Consider the following 17,825-nt stretch of genomic DNA (forward strand, 5'->3'; position numbering starts at 1 on the left):
ATAACGGAAGAAAAAACGGGGGACATCAACTATGCTCAGGTCAATGCTAACGGCATCAACAACCTTAAACCAGCTGCAGCAGCAGATTGACACAATCAGCAGCAACCTATCAAACAGCAATACAACCGGCTATAAGGCAAAAGATACGAATTTTTCTGAGCTAGTCAGACAGCAATTCGATCAGGTTGATGAAAAAAATGAGGAAGTGGCAAAAGCCCGAAAAACGCCGCCCGGCTTGCACCTTGGCGTCGGAGCGATGATGAATTCACGCCTTGTATCTGATCAAGGAAGCATTCAGAAGACGGATCGCGATCTGGATATCGCGTTTACGTCTCCATACCAATATCTTCAGGTTAACGTGAATGGAAACCGCCAGTACACGAGAGATGGAGCGCTGTATGTAACACCTTCAGCTGCGAATGCCAACCAGCTTCAGCTCGTTACTGGAGATGGGAATCCGGTGCTTGATGAAAACGGCAATACAGTGAACATCGACAGTTCAATGAAAAATATCACCATCAATAAAAACGGCACGTTAACCGCATCTGACGGAAACGCGGTCCAGCGGTTTAATCTCGGAGTTGTCCAAGTGAATAACCCTCAAGAGCTGAAATCGGAAGGGAATAACCTTTTCTCTATTGATAATGCGGCAGCTTTTGAAGAGCTGAATGGCGCTAATAGACAAAACATCGGCATGGAGCAGGGCTCGCTTGAGATGTCTAATGTCGATATTTCAGAACAAATGACAGATTTGATCACCTCCCAGCGTTCATATCAGCTGAACAGCAGAACGATTACAATGGGAGACCAAATGCTCGGTATAATCAATTCAGTCAGATAATTAGAAATGGGCGTTTTCAATTAGCCGCGCATGATAAAAAAAGCGGCTTTTTCGAAATCGTCCTTTTTTTTGTAGTATTCCGTGATATCTTCTAAAAGCACTTCCAAATCCACCCACGCTTCAATTTTTTCTAATTCAAGCACATATTCAAGCAGCTGATCATAGGGGTCTTCAACTGATGTATAGAGTGCTTCGAGCGTTTTTAATTTTAGATAAATGGTTTGAATGTCTACCTTTTCAGATAATTCTTTCCCTTTTTGCAGGACGGATTTGGCTTCCGTAACCTTCCCTGTTTTAAAAAGCGCTCTGACAGATTCGTATACACAATGCAGGTACGAGACGGGAGAATTCGTTTCAAACTCTTGATTCCTTAATACTTTTTTAAAGTAAAGAAGCGCTTCCTGGTCTTTTTTTTCGGTTGCTTTTAAAAAGCCAAGGTTATAATAAGCGTGGCATAGCAGGTTTTCGTCATGTAATTGCTGGGTTTTCCTAATGATTTCTTTGAAAAGCTGTTCAGCTTTTTCAAAGCGTTCTTGATCAATATAATTAACGGCGAGCAAAAGCTTACAGGTGATCACCTTTTTGATATAGCCGAATTGGTGTAGATAGATATGTAATGCTTTTTTGACGTATTGGATGGAAAGCGGCGGTGATTTCATTAAGTAATAGGCGCCAGCGGTTTGATAATATAAATCAGCGGCTTCAAACGTATTTTGAATGGCGGCCAGGTACTGTTCAGCTTTTTTAAAATGATTCACTGCATGTTTCGGAGCTGTTTTTACCATTTCATATAATCCTGAGAAAAAATACAGATAATATTTCAATTCGTCATCCATTTTGTCTTCCAGGCTGTATAGATCATCGAACAATGAATCAAGTCCGTTCTGGTTTTCAAATAGCAGCTGATGGCGGGCTTGAAACAATTGATAACGCATCCAAAGTTTTGTGTTCTTTTTGATCTTCGGAAGGTGCTGGTCAATTTTCTCTTTCAGTGTGCAAACGTGATTCATTTTGCGTTTGCTCATTGAGGAATACCACTCGTCTAACATGTTTTGCATCTTTTTTTCAATAAACTTCGAAATCATTTTCCTACCTCTTTGCTATTGGTAAAATCTATAATTATCATATCATAACTTTTGACGGCTCTCATTGACAGTTGGTTACATTTTAGCGCGGTTGAAAAAGAGATTAATTCATAATATACTTTTCAAATGTACAGATTGGATCTTTGATGATTGCTATACATACTAATGCAGATGAAGGAGATGTCAAGAGAATGCTTGATACTCAGCAAATTAAAGAAATTATCCCTCACCGTTATCCGTTTTTGCTTGTAGACCGGATTACGGAAGTTGAAGAGGGAAAACGGGCTAAAGGCTATAAAAATGTAACCGCAAATGAGGAGTTCTTTAACGGACATTTTCCTCAGTATCCGGTAATGCCCGGCGTATTAATTGTAGAAGCGCTTGCTCAAGTCGGTGCTGTTGCGATGCTGATTAAAGAAGAAAACCGCGGCAGACTGGCGTTCTTTGCGGGCATTGATAATTGCCGATTTAAAAAACAAGTCAAGCCTGGTGATCAGCTTCACCTTGAAGTTGAAATCACTCGTGCGCGCGGCACAATCGGGCGCGGAAAAGGCGTTGCCACAGTTGATGGCGAAGTCGCTTGCGAAGTCGAACTGACTTTTGCCCTCGGGGAATAAATGAAAAAAGGCAGATGGGCAGCGGCACATTTGTCTTTTTTTCTTTCAAAACATGAGAAAAGCAGGTGATTGTATGTGGAATGAATTTAAGGCTTTTGCCATGCGCGGGAATATCGTTGACCTCGCGATTGGTGTTGTAATAGGCGGCGCGTTTGGAAAGATCGTCACATCTCTAGTCAATGATATCATCATGCCTTTGGTGGGCTTGCTGCTGGGAGGGCTTGATTTTTCAGGCCTGTCGTTTACGTTTGGCGATGCTGTAGTGAAGTACGGCAGCTTTATACAGACGATTGTAAACTTCTTAATTATATCGTTCTCCATTTTTATTGTCATTCGGACTTTGAATGGATTGAGACGCAAAAAAGAAGCAGAAGAAAAGGCGGCAGAGGAAGCGATGGATGCGCAAGAGGAGCTGCTGAAAGAAATCAGAGATCTGCTGAAGCAGCAGACAAAGTCGCCGGAATAAAAAAGACTGCCGTTTTGAAACGGCGGCCTTTTTTTATTTTCAATTCCTTTCACTTAATGCCGCGGGGCTTTCCGTTGTTTCAGCGAGATGAATGAGCATTGAAACAGAGGTGCCGGCATCCGGAGTGCTGCTGATCTTCAATTCACTTCCGCAAAAATGTTTCAGCCGCTGGTTGATATTTTTCAATCCGACACTGCGATCGAAATCCGAAGATAAGAGATCTTTTCGTTTTTCCGGAGCCATGCCGGCACCGTTATCTTCTACTTTGATGTAATACTCTTTCTCGCTTTGTTTTTTAGCTGTCAGCTTGATCCATCCTCCGCCTCTTTTCTTGCTGACGCCATGAAGAACGGCATTTTCCACCAGGGGCTGAATCATTAAAGGCGGAAGGATAAAGTCCATGTCTTTGTCTATATCGAAAAGAACCTCAAGCCGATCGCCGAAGCGCGTCTTTTCTATGGAAAGGTAGGACCTGATAATAGAAAGCTCATGTTTGAAAGAACTGATGGCAGATGTATTTTGGAAATCAAAACTCATTCTTAAATAGTTGGTAAACTCCTCTGTTACCTCCCGCGCTTTTTCAATATCCAAATGACTGAGAGAAATGATCGTGTTTAATACATTGTAAAGAAAATGAGGCTTGATTTGCGATTGGAGAAACGCCATTTCCATTCTTGTGGCTTGATTTGCTGTATGTTTCATCATAATCAGGTTTTTGATACGCGCCATAAATTCAGAGTAATGATAAGGTTTTTGCAAAATGTCATTCGCTCCGGCATGAAAAGCCTTGTATTTGTCATGGCCGATAATGGCTGCTGTAATCATCAGAACGGGGAGATCAACCATGCTGAATCGTTCACGAATTTTCGTACAGACTTCGAAACCAGTCATATCCGGCATCATTAAGTCCAAAATAACCAAATCAAGCTTCGTGCAAGAGATGACTTTTAATGCTTCCTTTCCGTTTTTCACTGCGATTACATTGTAGGGCACACCTTCAAGCATATCGCCTAAAATTTTTAAACTGTCGATGTTATCATCGACAATCAGAATAGTTGGCGCGTCAATTTTCTCAGAGTAATAAGGCGTGCTTAAAGAGATATTTGACATATCCATCCCGGATTGTAATTCAGGAAGGCCCTTCTTTGTTTCCGGCACAGATTCATTTTGAGCAATTGGCAATGTGAAATGGAATGCCGAACCTTTTCCCTCTTCCGATTCAACCCAAATTTCCCCGTTTTGGAGCTGAACCAGCTGTTTGACAATGCTTAGGCCAAGACCGGCTCCGTCGTCTCTATTCGTTTCTGCTTGCTGAAAAGATTCAAAGATGGTTTGGCGATCGGCTTCGGAAATGCCGCTTCCGGTATCCGTTACTGTCACCTTAATCATGTTATCGTTCAGTTTTGAAGCAGAGAGTGTGATTTGGCCCTCCGTTGTATACTTGATTGCATTGTCTACTAGATTGGTTACAATTTGCCGAAAGCGATTTTCATCTGTGAGTGCCAAAGGGAGGCCGGGTGGAATATGGTTCATAATGTTCAAGTTTTTATGTCTGGACAAGAGATTGTAAAAATTCATTTCCGAACAGATTAAAGTGTAAATATCAACAGGAACGGGGTGAATCTGAAGCATGCCTTGCTTTATTTTTTCTAAATCCAGAATGTCATTCACGAGATTGGAAAGCCTGTAGCCCATGCGGATGACAAGCTGCATATTTTCTTTCTCTTGTTCTATTGTTCTTTTTCCTTTGCCGGCCAGCAGCGTCTGGCATATATTAATAATGCTGTTCAGCGGCGTTTTGAATTCATGCGATGTTTTGGCAATAAACTCATCCTTTAGCCGGTCAATTCGAAGCAATTTCCATGACAGCACTTCATTTTCGCGGAAAGCGCCGGCAAATTGCTGTGCCATCAAAAGAACGATCGCCAGTAAAGCGATGACTGTTGGCAGTGAGTAGATCGAATTAAAGGAAAAAGCCGACTTCCCACTGTAAGCTGAAATGGTTGTTAAAATAACAAAAGCACTCATTGAAATAGATGCGATTGTAAGATACAGGCTTCCTTCCATTTTGCGGATCGCGGCAATTGTGAAAATATATGTGATATAAACCAGGGTCGAAACGGCTAGCACAGAATGTAATATGTATGAAGCATGGCCGATAAAACCCACGGTTGAAAAATCTGTGATCAGGACCAGCACGGAAGAAACAGTGGCTATGAGAATAAAACGTTTTGAAACAATCTTCCGATAAGCAAAATAGAGATAGAGAAAAACCGCTATACTGACAAACACTGTAGAGATTGCCCTCATTGAATTTAGCAATGAAAATGAAATTGTCGGATAGAGGAGAAATATAATCCGCTCTTTTCCGATCATAACAATAATGAACGAAAACAGGAGACACATAACTGAAAAAAACAACAAATGTTTATCCTTTTTTCTTTGCAGGAAAAAGCCCAGAAAATATAATCCTGTAATGAAAAATGCCGTAATCATGACCGAATCATTCAGGAAGGAAATTTTGTTTTCCCGTAATATTTGGTCCTGAGTTCCAAAGGTAATCGGCTTTGCGATTCCCCACCCCGGCGTTTTTTCGAAGTTCGAAAATTGTACGACAAGTTCATTATCACCCTTATGAAGCGTAAAAAAGCTCGTATAGGGTCTATTTTGCGCTGTAAAATCAGGTTTATTTGTAGGGCTGCCGCTTTGTCCAATAAGTTGTCCGTTAAAATAGATGCGATTTGCGCTGTAAATAAACGACGTGCTGATCCCGAAAACCTGATTGCCTTGCTTTGATCTGATCGTCAGCTTGTACGTTCCGTAATCCACGTTGATACCTTGCTTGGCCACCTTCACATTGCTGGGGACATCAACGAAGAGGGAATCTTTTCCTTTCACAGAAGCAATCTCTTCTGGCGACAGTATCTGATTTGGATATAATGTCCACGTTCCGTTCAGTTGAACATTCCCATCCTTCTGAAAATCCCAGTTCTCCAAGTCCATGACTCCACGCTTTGCTGCAGGAAGTGTTGATCCAGAAAAATGGTCAACGGCTATAAAAGCCAAAAAGAATGCGGCATAACCGAAAATAATTGAAACGAAAATGAGTTTTTCTTTCATATCAGTGCTCCTTTATCCATAGGATCATTCTAAATTTCTATTTTTTATAAATATTGTAAGTGTAAACTTTCAAAAACTATAGATAGAAAGAAAAAGAATCCAGATAAAGGGACAATTTGGCATGATATAATAGAAGTTATTTACTATCTCGATTTTTCATATAGGGTGTGATGTTTTGTGAAAGCGTTAATTGTTGATGATGAGCACCTGGCCTTGCTTCACTTTAAAAATATGCTTGAACGGACAAAAGCATTTCAATCTATTATGGCGTATCAAGATCCGATTGAAGCCCTGGAACATCCAGAGATTCCTGCTGTAGATGCAGTGTTTCTTGATATTGAAATGCCGGGGGTAAACGGCATTGAGCTTGCTGAAGCGATTCAATCGATGAATGAAAACATCCAAGTCGTTTTCATCACGGCATATAATGAGTTCGCTATCAAAGCGTTTGAGCTGAATGCCATTGATTATTTGCTGAAGCCTGTAAATTATAAGCGGCTCGAGACAACTGTTGAACGAATCAGAACGAATAACATGCTCAGAGCATCTGCAGAAAATACCGAGGCGCATTTTTTCATCCAATGTTCTGGAAACCTGCAGTTTTATCAAACCTTAAAGGGTGTCAAAACAAACATTCCAGTCAAGTGGAGAACGTCGAAAGCACGCGAAATATACTCATTTTTACTTCACAACCTAGGCCGTGTGGTCAGTAAAGACATGCTAATCGATCTTTTTTGGGCCGATTATGATGTAACAAAAGCAAGCACCCAGCTCTACTCAACCATTTATCAGATACGGAAATTACTCAGCCAGATTCCTTTCAGCCAAACAATCGAGAAGACCGATACAGGATATATTCTTCGGCTTTCAGGCGCAAAAATCGATGTTGCTGAATGGGAAAAGTCACTAAAAGAGGCTCCTCCGCTCAACACAGCTACATTACATCTGCACATGGATATATTCATGGCCTATCAAAATCATTACTTGTTAGAGCATGGCTATTTGTGGGCAGAACCGGAAAAGACACGTCTCGCCCAGCTTTGGCTTGGAAAGGCTTATGAACTGATCGATTTCCTCATTCGTGAAATGAACGATCACCAAGCGTTGGATATTTGCCTGCAGGCCGAGAAAATTGAGCCTTGCGATCATAAAATTATGCAATACAAGCTACAGCTATTCAACAAAAACGGGAGGGTAGAAGAGGCGATAAAAGAATATCAGCGTTACAAACAAATGAAAGATCAGATTAATTGAAGAAGCAAAAAAACTTATCCAAACCAGTGTGTGTCGATTGCCTATCGATGCACACTGGTTTTTTTGTACAAGCCACTTAAAGAGAAGGCTCTCGTCATATGTCTCCGCTTGAAACTTCAAATCTCCAATTCATTCATTTTTTAGTTGTACAGAATCTGTATAGTTCCATTTCATACAATGTAGTTTGGTTCGGATGGCAAATCTTAGTTTTTACATTCATTCGGCATTAACAGTTCATTTTGGGGGATGAGACATGATTTTATGGTCTCGCGGATCAATCGGCAAGTGAAAAATAGATATGAAAGGGAGGAATGAAAAATTGAGAACGAGGAGTTTTCCCTTAGGGCTGAAAAAAAGCGGGCGGATCGTTATGATCATAAGTCTGGCCATCTTTTTCTTCTTCAGTCAGATCGCCAGCTATACGCTTACAGCACAGGCTGTGGACGTAACGTCAAGCGATAGCCAATTCTTCGATTCGGTGACAATCAAGGAGGGCAATGACCAGGTTGTTGACGGGTCAAAAGGAAACGAACCGGCATTAAAGCTGGGGGATGAAGTGACACTGACATATGAATGGTCTTTAAAAAAAGATAAAGACGCAAAAAGCGAACAGGATATCCATGTGGAGATTCCTAAAAGCTTTACATTTGATAAAGGTGCAGAAGGTGACATCATATCTGCTGACCAGGTTATCGGCAGCTATCAAGTGCCAGCGGGCGGCAGCATCATGACGGTAAAATTGACAACTGCATCCGCGGATTCTCCTGATGCCAAGGGAGCCATTACACTGTCAGCCACGTTTACTGCAGATGTAAAAGACGATGAAAATACAGTAGCAGCCCTTTTTCAGTTAGGGGGAGGCAAAACCCAGCAGGTGATCATCCCTGTTAAGAAAGAGGAGACACCAGATGGCGAGGCGGAAGAGCCAAAAAACGACTCTTCTGATATTGCGGGTGATCAGGAAGGGACAGATGACAAATCTGCACCTTCAGTCAGTAAGGAGCAAAAAGAGGAAGAACAACAGCCGTCAGTGGACTCTAAGAGCGGCGAATCCTCTAAGAGTGATGACTCAAAAAAAGTGTCATCTTCAAGTCAATCAGCTTTCAAAAGCTTGCAAACTGAAGAAAAACAAATCACCCAAAATATTTTAACTGGCGTGACATTGACGGACGAAAACGGAAAGCCATATGACAAGGGCAATCGCGCCAATACAAATTCTCCGGTGAAAATTTCAATTGATTGGGCCATTCCCGACGATTTAGGAAAAACAATCAATGCCGGCGATAAATATGAATTTGATTTGCCTAAAGAATTTATTATGCATAATGACCTTGTGAACCTGCCGTTAAGCGCCGGAGACACCACCTACGGGACATTTTCTATTGATACGAACGGACATGTGGTGATGACATTTAACGGCGAGGTAAAAGAAAGTTCTAATGTCAAAGGCACATTGGTTATCAATACGCAGTTCAACGAGAAAAAGATAACGGGTTCGACAACACAAAAGATTCTATTCCCTGTGAATTCCGATACTCCTGAAACAACGGTTTATTTTAAACCGAATGTGAGTAAAACCATTGATAAATCAGGTTCTTTGGATAAAGGTATCAACCCTGGCAAAGTAACATGGACGGTTGATGTTAATAAAAAATTAGAGCAAGTCAAGAATGCTAAGCTCACGGAAAGCCTTCCGGACGGCTTAATCTACCGTTCAGTTAAAGCGTATGAACTCAATGTGAACATTGATGGTTCTGTAAGCAAAGGAAGTGAGGTTTCATCCGGCTACAGTGTAGATGCAAAAGGAAATGTCACATTTAACGGGACAATTGATTCAGCCTACCGCCTTGTGTACGAAACCGATATTGACGATAGTGCAAAGCCGAGCGAAGGCGGAAATGTGACGCTGACGAACAAGGCATCATTCAGCGGAGACAATCTGGAACCCATTTCTGCAGAAGCCACAGTCACGGCCAAATATGGAAAAATGATCGCAAAGTCATCGACCGGCTATAATGGAGAATCTCAAACATTCAGCTGGGCTCTTTCATATAACTACGGTGAGAAACAGATCGACCAATCCAAAGCCAGCATTAAGGATTCTTTTGGAACTGGCGATTTGCAACTCGTGAAAGACTCTTTGAAGGTTGTTCCTATTATGTTTGGGCAGAACGGCAGCGAACAGGCGGGAACACCTTTAAAGGAAGGCGAGGACTACACACTCACCGATAATGGAAACGGCTTTGAAGTCAAATTTAACAAAACGGTTACCGGCGCTTACAAAATCACATATCAAACAAAGGTTAAGAGCGGAGTGATCATTGATAAATCTACAACATACACCAACAGCGCGGTGACTGGGACAGGGGATTCAAAAGAAGCTTCTGGAATCGCCATTCAACAGAACCTCATCAAAGGGTATTCAAACGTAGATTATGAGAAGAAGACGGTTGATTGGACGATTACAGTTAATAAAAATAAATACTTGATGAACAATTGGACTTTGGATGATCAATTTGAAAGCGGCGGAATGGTTCTGCTTGATGAATCGTTCAAGCTTCAAGACATAACGAACAACAAAACATTGCAGAAAGACAAAGACTACACGTTAACAAAAAAACCGGATCATAAAGGCTTTACTTTGGCATTGATCGGGAATTATGCAAAAACAGACAGTCAATTTAAGATCACTTATACGACAACATTCAATGCCGATTATTCTAACGAAAGCGTTAAGAATACAGCTCAGTCGACATGGACTGATCAATACGGCAATGACCGCACGAATAAGGTATCAAGCGGTTTTACGCCGAATCATCAGACTACAAACAATGGATTCAAAAACGGGTCATACAACGCAGTTTCAAAGGAAATCACGTGGAAAATCGGCGTCAATTATAATGGTGAGCCGACGAAAAACCCTTATATCAAAGATGCCATAACAGATCCTCAGCAATTTGTGCCGGGTTCCGTTGTGGTAAAGAGCTATACGATCAATAAAAATGGCTCCATCACAGAAGGAGACGCTCTTGACCCTTCCAAGTATGAGGTCGAAGAGCCTTCAGCGAACAATGAACGCACTCTGACTGTACACCTTAAAACGGGCGATTCTGTGCCATACTTGATTGAGTTTAAGACATCGCTCAAAGGAAAGGTCATTGATCAGAATCAGTACACTAACAAAGCGACCTACCATAATGACGGTTATGCAGATCGCACCTTGACGGGATCTGTCTCCGTTGTGAACGGAGGAAACCTGATTTTCAAAGGCGGAAAGCAAAATGGAAACTATATCGATTGGAACATTAACGTCAACTCCAGCCAATCAACGCTGGATGATGTAAAAGTTACTGACACGCCGGATGAAAATCAAATACTAGATGCAGATTCTTTTAAAGTATATCAAGCAAAATATGATGAAAACGGTGTGGTCAAAGACAGTAGCGGAAATCTGACCGCGGGCGATGTCGAGCTTCAAAAAGACAAAGATTACACGTTAGATATCAAAACAAACAATACAACAGGTGAACAATCGTTTATCCTGACATTCATAGGCAGCTATAAGCAAATTGACCGTGCCTATGTGATCAAATACCGGTCTCTGATTAACATAGCCGGAACGAACGGCCACGTTAAAAATAAGGTGTCCATTTCAGGAACAAATGTGAAGGAGCAGACTCAGGAAAACAGCAGCTCAATCTTTGTTGCCATTTCAAGCGGCGACGGTTCTGGATCCGGTGAAAAAGGCAGCCTGACGATCTTTAAAACAGGTGAGGACGATAAAGCTCTAGAGGGCGCAGACTTTCAATTATGGTCTGAAGACGCCAAGCAGCTTCTGCGTACAGGTACGACAGATGCCGGCGGGAAGCTTACATTCGGAAATATTCGCTACGGTTCCTATGTATTAAAAGAAGTAAAAGCGCCTGACGGATATACCATCAGTGATGCTTATGCAAAAGGAGTCTCTGTGAAGATAGACAGCAACTCCTCCAAGACAGGAGCGCTGTACAAAGTCGTAAATCAACAGAACAAGGTGACGCTTATCAAACAAGACGAACAAAACAATCCTTTGGCAGGTGCTGTTTTCAAGCTGGAGAAAAAGTCAAATGACGGCACCTATACTCTCATACGAACAGATATAAAATCTGATAAAAACGGAAAAGTGGAAATGAACGGTTTGCCGGCGGGCTACTATCGCTTGACAGAGACACAAGCTCCTGCAGGCTTTATCGTAAATACAAAAGCGATTCACTTCTCAATCGCAAAGAATGAACAGAATCAACTGTCCGACGTTAATTTGGGAGCAATGACCAACTACCAAGGAAAAGTCTCTTTGACGAAGGAAAATCCTGAGGGCCAGAAACTTGAAGGCGCAGTATTCAACATTGTCGACCAAGATGGAAAGGTCGTTCAAGAGAAGCTGACTTCAGATAAGGAAGGAAAAATTGAAGCTTCGGGCCTTGCGCCGGGACGCTATGCCTTTGTGGAAACAAAAGCGCCAGCCGGCTATGTGCTGAACACGGAGAAAAAAGAATTTACAATCTCAGAATCAGCAGCAGGAAAGCCTGAATCCGCAGATGCCGGGATTGCCGTGAACGATAAAGGCTCTGTTGAGCTGACGAAGGAAGATGGAGATGGCCAGAAGCTTGAAGGAGCCGTCTTTAAGATTATCGATCAGGATGGAAATACGGTTCAAGAAGAGCTATCATCAGATAAAAACGGGAAAGTTACAGTTTCAGGCCTTGCGCCGGGACACTATGCCTTTGTTGAAACGAAAGCACCAACCGGCTATGTGTTAAACACGGAGAAAATAAAGTTTACGATTTCTGATTCCGCAGCAGGAAAACCGTTGCCGGTGGATGCTGGGATCGCAATTAACCATAAAGGCTCTGCTCAGTTGACGAAGGAAAATGCTGAGGGCCAAAAACTTGAAGGGGCCGTCTTTAAAATCATTGACCAAGAAGGAAATACGGTTCAAGAAGAGCTGACTTCCGATAAAGACGGGAACATCACAGCTTCAGGCCTTGCGCCTGGCCGCTACGCCTTTGTTGAAACAAAAGCGCCAGCTGGTTATGTGTTAAACACAGAGAAAAAAGAGTTTACCATTTCTGAATCAGCAGCAGGAAAGCCAGAACCTACTGAAGCCGGGATTATCGTGAATGATAAAGGATCGGTTCAGCTGACGAAGGAAGATCAAGATGGAAAAGGCTTAGCAGGCGCAGTATTCAAAATCACTGACAGCAATGGGGAAACAGTGAGAGATGATCTAGTCTCAAAAGAAGACGGCAAAATTGAAGTTGACGGGTTAGCACCGGGAAGCTATCAATTTGTTGAAAAACAGGCGCCAGATGGATATCTTTTATCCGAAAAAACAGTGTCATTCACCATTAAAGCTGAATATAGCGGCAAACCTGAACAAGTGAAAGTGACAGCGGTTAATACCAAGAACCTTGTTGTTCTCACCAAAGTGGATCAGCATGATAAAAATAAAGTTCTGCAGGGCGCGGAGTTCGATCTGACAGATGCCAACGGAAAAGTGCTGAAATCCGGCTTGACTACCGATGACAAAGGACAGATCATGGTGCACGGCCTCAAAGCTGGCGAATATCAGTTTGTCGAAACAAAAGCGCCTAAGGATTATCATTTGGATCAAACACCTATATCATTCAAGATCACAAATACTGACACGAAGCCAGTCAAAATCACCGCGGAAAACATATTGGCACCAGGTGACGTGAAAGTGACCAAAGTGGATCAAGACGATAAAGCGAAAGTTTTGGAGGGCGCTGAATTCAAGTTATTGGACGCAAGCGGCAATCCCGTAAAAACTGACGGCTATGGTAAAGAACTGTCTGAACTCTGGAAAACAGATAAACAGGGGCAGTTCACAGTAAAAGGCCTTGCGCCGGGAAGCTATCAATTGATTGAAACAAAGGCACCAGAAGGTTACAAACTGGATGAAACACCGATTGAATTCACAATAGAAAAAGGACAGCCAAAAGCTGTCGAGATCGTGGTTTCTAATCAGAAAGTAAAAACGCCAACGCCTGACAAACATGACAAACCTGATAAACCTGATAAACCAGTGCCGGGTGGAGACGTGAAGGATAACGGAGATCACTCGAAAACCAATGGTACAGATGGCAGCTCGAATGGCCAGTCGAACACAGACAAAACCCTTCCGAAAACCGGAGATACAGACAGCATGCTGACAGCCATGATTGGTATTCTGCTGCTTATGGCAGGCGGAGGCTTAGCTGTTGCCTCAAGAAAGAAGCAAAGAAAGGGATAAATAGGGAAGCACCTGATCATTGAAGAATCGATCAGGTGCTTTTTTAAAAATGACACAGCGCAATTTAGAATGAAACATAAGAAAGGAACTTTTTTGCATGTACAAGAAAATGATCATTACGATGTTCATTCTTTTAGGACTGCTGCTTATCTGTTCTCCTTTTTTGAAAGGAGGAATCATAGCCTATCTTAGCAAAAGCCAGAATGAGTCGGCATTAACTGTGGAGCAGCTGAAAAAAAATAATGAGAAAGATGCTGCTTTTGAATTTGACTCAATCGAGCCGCCTGATTTGATGGAAGCAATAAAGGCTGGATTTGATCACGATCAGAAATCCATCATCGGACGGATAACCATTAAAAGTGTCGATCTGGAGCTTCCGATCCTAAAAGGCACTACCAACGAAAATCTTCTGATCGGAGCCGCAACAATGAGGCCGAATCAGAAAATGGGCGAGGGGAATTATCCGTTGGCAGGCCATCATTTGAAGCAAGAGAGTCTGCTTTTTGGACCTCTTGAAAACATAAAAACAGGTGCTCAAATAGTCATTACTGACTTTAAAAAAGACTATATTTATTCTGTGTCATCTAAAGAAATCATATCGGAAATGGATGCAAAGGTGATTGAGGAGACAAACGAAAAGGAAATTACGTTAATCACATGTGACAAGGCAGCCGAAACCGAAGGGCGCCTTGTTGTTAAAGGGAAATTGGTTGATTCTTTTGGCCATACAAATTAAATATGCAAGAGTGAAAGCACGAAAAGCTGCCGTTCTAAAACGGCAGCCTTTTTAATGTAGAACATATTTATTCAAAATGTCTTTTATGACGCTCTTCGCTTCTGTACCGGTTTCGGGGGACCATGTACCCTCATTTTTATATTTTTTGCTTAAATGCCTCAATGAGTTTTGTTCCTGTATAGCCCTCTTTTACAAGAGACTCCAGAATGGTCTCAGTGCCTTGCTGTTTTCTTGTGACCATTTGTCCGTAGATTAAAACCTGTATGCTTTCCTCCAGCTTGACGATATTTTTTACTGCCGCTGTCAGCTGGGCGGGGCGATTGCTTTTTTTCGTGATCGTTACAAATACTTTGGCTTCAGTTTTGCTGTTTTGAAGCTGTTCAAAAAAAGACAGGTGTTCTTTCGCTACAAGCGCTTCAATCAGCCAGTGATTTTCACCGTCTTCTTTATTTATAATCAGTCCGTCAATAAGGGGAAACTGTTCAATTGATTTTTCTTCCTTGTCCACTCGTTCCACATTTAAGTCAACCAGTTTAAAGGTCTTCATTTCTTTTCTCACCCCGATTACTTCCAAAGATTTCTTGCCTTTCATTATAACATAAACGTTTTAGAGGAAAAAATGCTGCAATGCTGGGGATGAAGGATTTAGTAATGGTGAAACATTTAATAATTTCTATTTTTTCATTATACTGTAACTGACTATGGATTACGGAGAGATGTGGTATGAATCAATTTCGTTTAAAAGAAATTTATATTGACGGCACTCCTTCTGAAAACCGTTTGGTTTCAAAGGAAGTAACATATATGTTAAGCCGCAAAGAAGTGTTTGAGGTTCATCTGAACAAAAAAGGAAGGATAAGCTTTTTATACGAAACGCAAGACGGCATGGAGCAGTATAAAATTGAGCTGTCTATGCCGGAAAAAAAACTGAGCTTTCAGTGGTTTGCATGGGATGGCTCTTCCTATGTGTGTATGAATACGCAAAATTGGCTGACAAAGCAAATATTTTTCAGGTTTTTAAAAAGTACATATTTCTTTAAAGGGAAAAAACAAAAGATGTTTTTAGCTGAAGGAAAAATGAAAACAAAAGACAAAAACAGAGGCTGAAAGTCATTTTTAAGCGTTTTTCTTTTCTCATTGCATCATCTACAATACATTTAACCGCAAGGAGAGGAGGAATCGCATGTTCAATCAGGTCATGCTTGTCGGACGTCTTACAAAAGATCCTGAGCTTCGCTACACTTCCTCCGGGGCGGCAGTCGCACACGTAACGCTCGCGGTAAACCGCAGCTTCAAAAATGCTTCAGGTGAAATCGAGGCCGATTACGTCAATTGCACGCTTTGGAGAAAAACAGCTGAAAACACGGCGTTGTATTGCCAAAAAGGTTCTCTCGTCGGCGTAAGCGGACGGATTCAGACAAGAAGCTATGAAAACGCAGACGGCGTTATCGTCTATGTAACGGAAGTATTGGCTGATACTGTTCGTTTTATGGACCCTAAACCCCGGGAAAAAGCTGCCGATTGACATCCCCCTGATCCTCCCGTTTTCTATCCATTCACGATTATCCGGATCTCCGCATCATCCCCACAAAATTGACCAGTCGACCAGACTGGTTTTTCTTTTTAGGAAAAATTGGTCCTTTTGATGCATTTTTGCTTAAATTCACTTAATAATATTGAATGTGATTCGGTGAAAACTTATAATTACTTAAAGATGATTGAAAAGTAAAGGAATGAGGGCGTGTACCAAGAGGAAAGATTAGTAGCGATTTTGGATTTTTTAAAACAGCATAACCGAATTACAACGGAGCAGATCTGTACGCTCCTACAGGTATCAAGGGATACAGCCAGACGGGATCTTGTGAAGCTGGAAGAACAGAATGCCATCATCCGTACAAGAGGCGGTGCCATTTTGCCGACTGTGCATCAGAAAATCCAAAGTTATTCCGGCCGCCTGAAAACAGTGTCCGAGGAAAAAAACAAGATCGGCAGGCTTGCCGCATCGGTCATTCATGATGGTGACCGGGTGATTTTGGATGCTTCTACAACCGTTCAGGCATGTGCGAAGCACTTGAATGCGAATGATTGTACGGTGATCACCAACTCGATTAATCTCGCGGAAGTGCTGTCCGATAAAGAGGGAATTGAAATCTATCTGCTTGGAGGCAAGCTGGAAAAGGAGCACCGGTTTCTGTACGGCGCCTCTGTGATTGAAAAGCTCTCAAGCTATCACGTCGATAAAGCGCTGATCGGTGTGGTCGGCATTTCCGAACATGGCATTACAATTGCGCATGAGGAAGATGGCTTGGTAAAGCGAAAAATGATTCAGCAGGCAAAGCAGGTGATCGCGCTTGCAGATCATTCGAAGCTGGGGAGCACCAGTTTTTATCAGTATGCGGAGCTGAGTGAAATCGATCTCTTGATCACAGACAGGCTGCCGAATCAGGCGTTTTGTGACTTGCTTGACCGTAATGGTGTGGAACTTCTCGTGACAGAGCAGGATGAAGGAAAGGACTGACAAACGTGAAATTGATTGCGATTGACTTAGATGGAACCTTACTCAACAGCAGGCATCAGGTAAGCTTGGAAAATGAAAACGCGCTGCGGCAGGCGCAGCGGGACGGTATTGAAGTGGTGGTGTCAACTGGGCGCGCTCATTTTGACGTCGAATCAATCTTTAAGCCGCTTGGGATCAAAACGTGGGTCATCAGCGCAAACGGCGCCGTCATTCACGATCCTGACGGCAGGCTTTATCATCAGGAAACCATTGATAAACAGCGGGCATATGACATTCTTTCATGGCTTGAGTCGGAAAACTATTATTACGAGGTATTCACAGAATCAGCCATTTATACGCCGCAAAACGGAAAGGAGCTTCTTGATGTTGAGCTGGACCGATTCAGAAGCGCGAATCCGAAAGCGGATCTTTCTGTCCTTATGCAGGCGGCCGAGGTGCAATACAGCCAATCAGGCTTCTCTTACATTGACTCGTTTCACGAGCTGTTTGAGCCTGATCAGCAGATTGACTTTTATAATATTCTCGGCTTTTCTTTCTTCAAAGAGAAGCTTGAGGCAGGCTGGAACAGATATGAGCATGCTGAAGATTTGACGCTTGTCAGTTCGGCTGAGCATAACTTTGAGCTTTCTGCCCGCAAAGCTTCCAAGGGGCAGGCGCTGGAGAGGCTTGCGGAACGGCTGAATATTCCCATAGAAGAAACAGCGGCTGTTGGTGACAGCTTAAATGACAAATCGATGCTGGAGGCGGCGGGAAAAGGTGTAGCGATGGGCAATGCGCGAGAAGATATCAAAGCGATGGCCGACGCTGTAACCTTGACCAATGACGAACACGGCGTCGCACATATGATTAAAAATTTGCTGTAGGTTTATATGCTGCATCAAAAGTGCATCCTGTTG

At 42.4% G+C, this 17,825-nt stretch carries 13 protein-coding genes and 1 pseudogene; 10 read left to right on the forward strand and 4 right to left on the reverse strand.

The features are described 5' to 3' along the window. Positions 1-31 precede the first annotated feature (31 nt). Complete coding sequence (gene flhP, locus AC4CV5_RS02575; protein WP_166847391.1) at positions 32-841, forward strand: flagellar hook-basal body complex protein FlhP; 810 nt, start codon at positions 32-34, stop codon at positions 839-841. 20 nt (positions 842-861) lie between these two features. On the opposite strand, the gene rapD is transcribed toward flhP, so the two are convergent. Continuing rightward, positions 862-1,926, reverse strand: a complete 1,065-nt coding sequence (rapD, locus tag AC4CV5_RS02580) for an aspartate phosphatase RapD (protein ID WP_166847394.1) — start codon at positions 1,924-1,926, stop codon at positions 862-864. 191 nt (positions 1,927-2,117) lie between these two features. On the opposite strand from rapD, the gene fabZ reads away from it, so the two are divergent. Together fabZ and mscL are read left to right on the forward strand one after the other, a co-directional pair. After that, the gene (gene fabZ / locus AC4CV5_RS02585) at positions 2,118-2,543 is read left to right on the forward strand and encodes a 3-hydroxyacyl-ACP dehydratase FabZ (RefSeq protein ID WP_166847398.1); all 426 of its coding nucleotides are present in this window, start codon (positions 2,118-2,120) and stop codon (positions 2,541-2,543) included. 73 nt (positions 2,544-2,616) lie between these two features. Beyond that, a complete protein-coding gene (gene mscL / locus AC4CV5_RS02590; RefSeq protein WP_166847401.1) occupies positions 2,617-3,009 on the forward strand; it encodes a large conductance mechanosensitive channel protein MscL in 393 nt (130 codons plus the stop codon). 39 nt (positions 3,010-3,048) lie between these two features. On the opposite strand, the gene AC4CV5_RS02595 is transcribed toward mscL, so the two are convergent. Together AC4CV5_RS02595 and AC4CV5_RS02600 are read right to left on the reverse strand one after the other, a co-directional pair. Beyond that, a complete protein-coding gene (locus AC4CV5_RS02595; RefSeq protein ID WP_490922200.1) occupies positions 3,049-4,125 on the reverse strand; it encodes a response regulator in 1,077 nt (358 codons plus the stop codon). A 66-nt stretch (positions 4,126-4,191) separates the two neighbouring features. Beyond that, positions 4,192-6,129 (reverse strand): annotated as a pseudogene (locus AC4CV5_RS02600) (sensor histidine kinase); the annotation flags it as partial. Between the two features lie 177 nt (positions 6,130-6,306). On the opposite strand from AC4CV5_RS02600, the gene AC4CV5_RS02605 reads away from it, so the two are divergent. The 3 genes from AC4CV5_RS02605 to AC4CV5_RS02615 all read left to right on the forward strand — a co-directional run bounded on the left by AC4CV5_RS02605 (position 6,307) and on the right by AC4CV5_RS02615 (position 14,411). Next, positions 6,307-7,383, forward strand: a complete 1,077-nt coding sequence (locus AC4CV5_RS02605) for a response regulator (RefSeq protein ID WP_166847407.1) — start codon at positions 6,307-6,309, stop codon at positions 7,381-7,383. A gap of 319 nt (positions 7,384-7,702) precedes the next feature. Further along, on the forward strand, positions 7,703-13,675 hold the full coding sequence (locus AC4CV5_RS02610) for a SpaA isopeptide-forming pilin-related protein (protein ID WP_490922039.1): 5,973 nt from the start codon (positions 7,703-7,705) through the stop codon (positions 13,673-13,675). Positions 13,676-13,772: 97 nt separating this feature from the next. After that, positions 13,773-14,411, forward strand: coding sequence for a class A sortase (locus AC4CV5_RS02615; RefSeq protein WP_326222264.1), 639 nt, complete (start codon positions 13,773-13,775; stop codon positions 14,409-14,411). A gap of 136 nt (positions 14,412-14,547) precedes the next feature. Here AC4CV5_RS02615 and AC4CV5_RS02620 read toward each other — a convergent pair whose 3' ends face one another. Next, entirely contained in the window at positions 14,548-14,958 is a 411-nt protein-coding gene (locus AC4CV5_RS02620; protein WP_166847416.1) for a YwpF-like family protein, read from the reverse strand. A 176-nt stretch (positions 14,959-15,134) separates the two neighbouring features. Between AC4CV5_RS02620 and ywpG the strand changes: the two genes are divergently transcribed. From ywpG to AC4CV5_RS02640, 4 genes are all read left to right on the forward strand, one after another. Then, entirely contained in the window at positions 15,135-15,518 is a 384-nt protein-coding gene (gene ywpG / locus AC4CV5_RS02625; RefSeq protein WP_166847419.1) for a DynA interaction protein YwpG, read from the forward strand. A 76-nt stretch (positions 15,519-15,594) separates the two neighbouring features. Then, positions 15,595-15,936, forward strand: a complete 342-nt coding sequence (ssbB, locus tag AC4CV5_RS02630) for a single-stranded DNA-binding protein SsbB (protein WP_326222263.1) — start codon at positions 15,595-15,597, stop codon at positions 15,934-15,936. Positions 15,937-16,152: 216 nt separating this feature from the next. Then, positions 16,153-16,929 carry a transcriptional regulator GlcR gene (gene glcR / locus AC4CV5_RS02635; protein ID WP_248602255.1) on the forward strand — a complete coding sequence of 259 codons (777 nt, stop codon included), beginning with the start codon at positions 16,153-16,155 and terminating at the stop codon, positions 16,927-16,929. A gap of 5 nt (positions 16,930-16,934) precedes the next feature. Then, positions 16,935-17,792 (forward strand): Cof-type HAD-IIB family hydrolase, encoded by an 858-nt coding sequence (locus tag AC4CV5_RS02640; protein WP_166847428.1) that lies wholly within the window; start codon positions 16,935-16,937, stop codon positions 17,790-17,792. The last annotated feature ends 33 nt before the right edge of the window (positions 17,793-17,825 follow it).

It is taken from the genome of Bacillus sp. NS1, from assembly GCF_058248265.1.

Excerpts from the sequence above, each read along its gene's own strand:
- ssbB (WP_326222263.1), top strand. The coding sequence starts at position 15,595 with ATGTTCAATCAGGTCATGCTTGTCGGACGTCTTACAAAAGATCCTGAG.
- flhP (WP_166847391.1), top strand. The coding sequence starts at position 32 with ATGCTCAGGTCAATGCTAACGGCATCAACAACCTTAAACCAGCTGCAG.
- ywpG (WP_166847419.1), top strand. The coding sequence starts at position 15,135 with ATGAATCAATTTCGTTTAAAAGAAATTTATATTGACGGCACTCCTTCT.
- AC4CV5_RS02620 (WP_166847416.1), bottom strand. The coding sequence starts at position 14,958 with ATGAAGACCTTTAAACTGGTTGACTTAAATGTGGAACGAGTGGACAAG.
- AC4CV5_RS02615 (WP_326222264.1), top strand. The coding sequence starts at position 13,773 with ATGTACAAGAAAATGATCATTACGATGTTCATTCTTTTAGGACTGCTG.
- rapD (WP_166847394.1), bottom strand. The coding sequence starts at position 1,926 with ATGATTTCGAAGTTTATTGAAAAAAAGATGCAAAACATGTTAGACGAG.
- AC4CV5_RS02595 (WP_490922200.1), bottom strand. The coding sequence starts at position 4,125 with ATGGATATGTCAAATATCTCTTTAAGCACGCCTTATTACTCTGAGAAA.
- mscL (WP_166847401.1), top strand. The coding sequence starts at position 2,617 with ATGTGGAATGAATTTAAGGCTTTTGCCATGCGCGGGAATATCGTTGAC.
- fabZ (WP_166847398.1), top strand. The coding sequence starts at position 2,118 with ATGCTTGATACTCAGCAAATTAAAGAAATTATCCCTCACCGTTATCCG.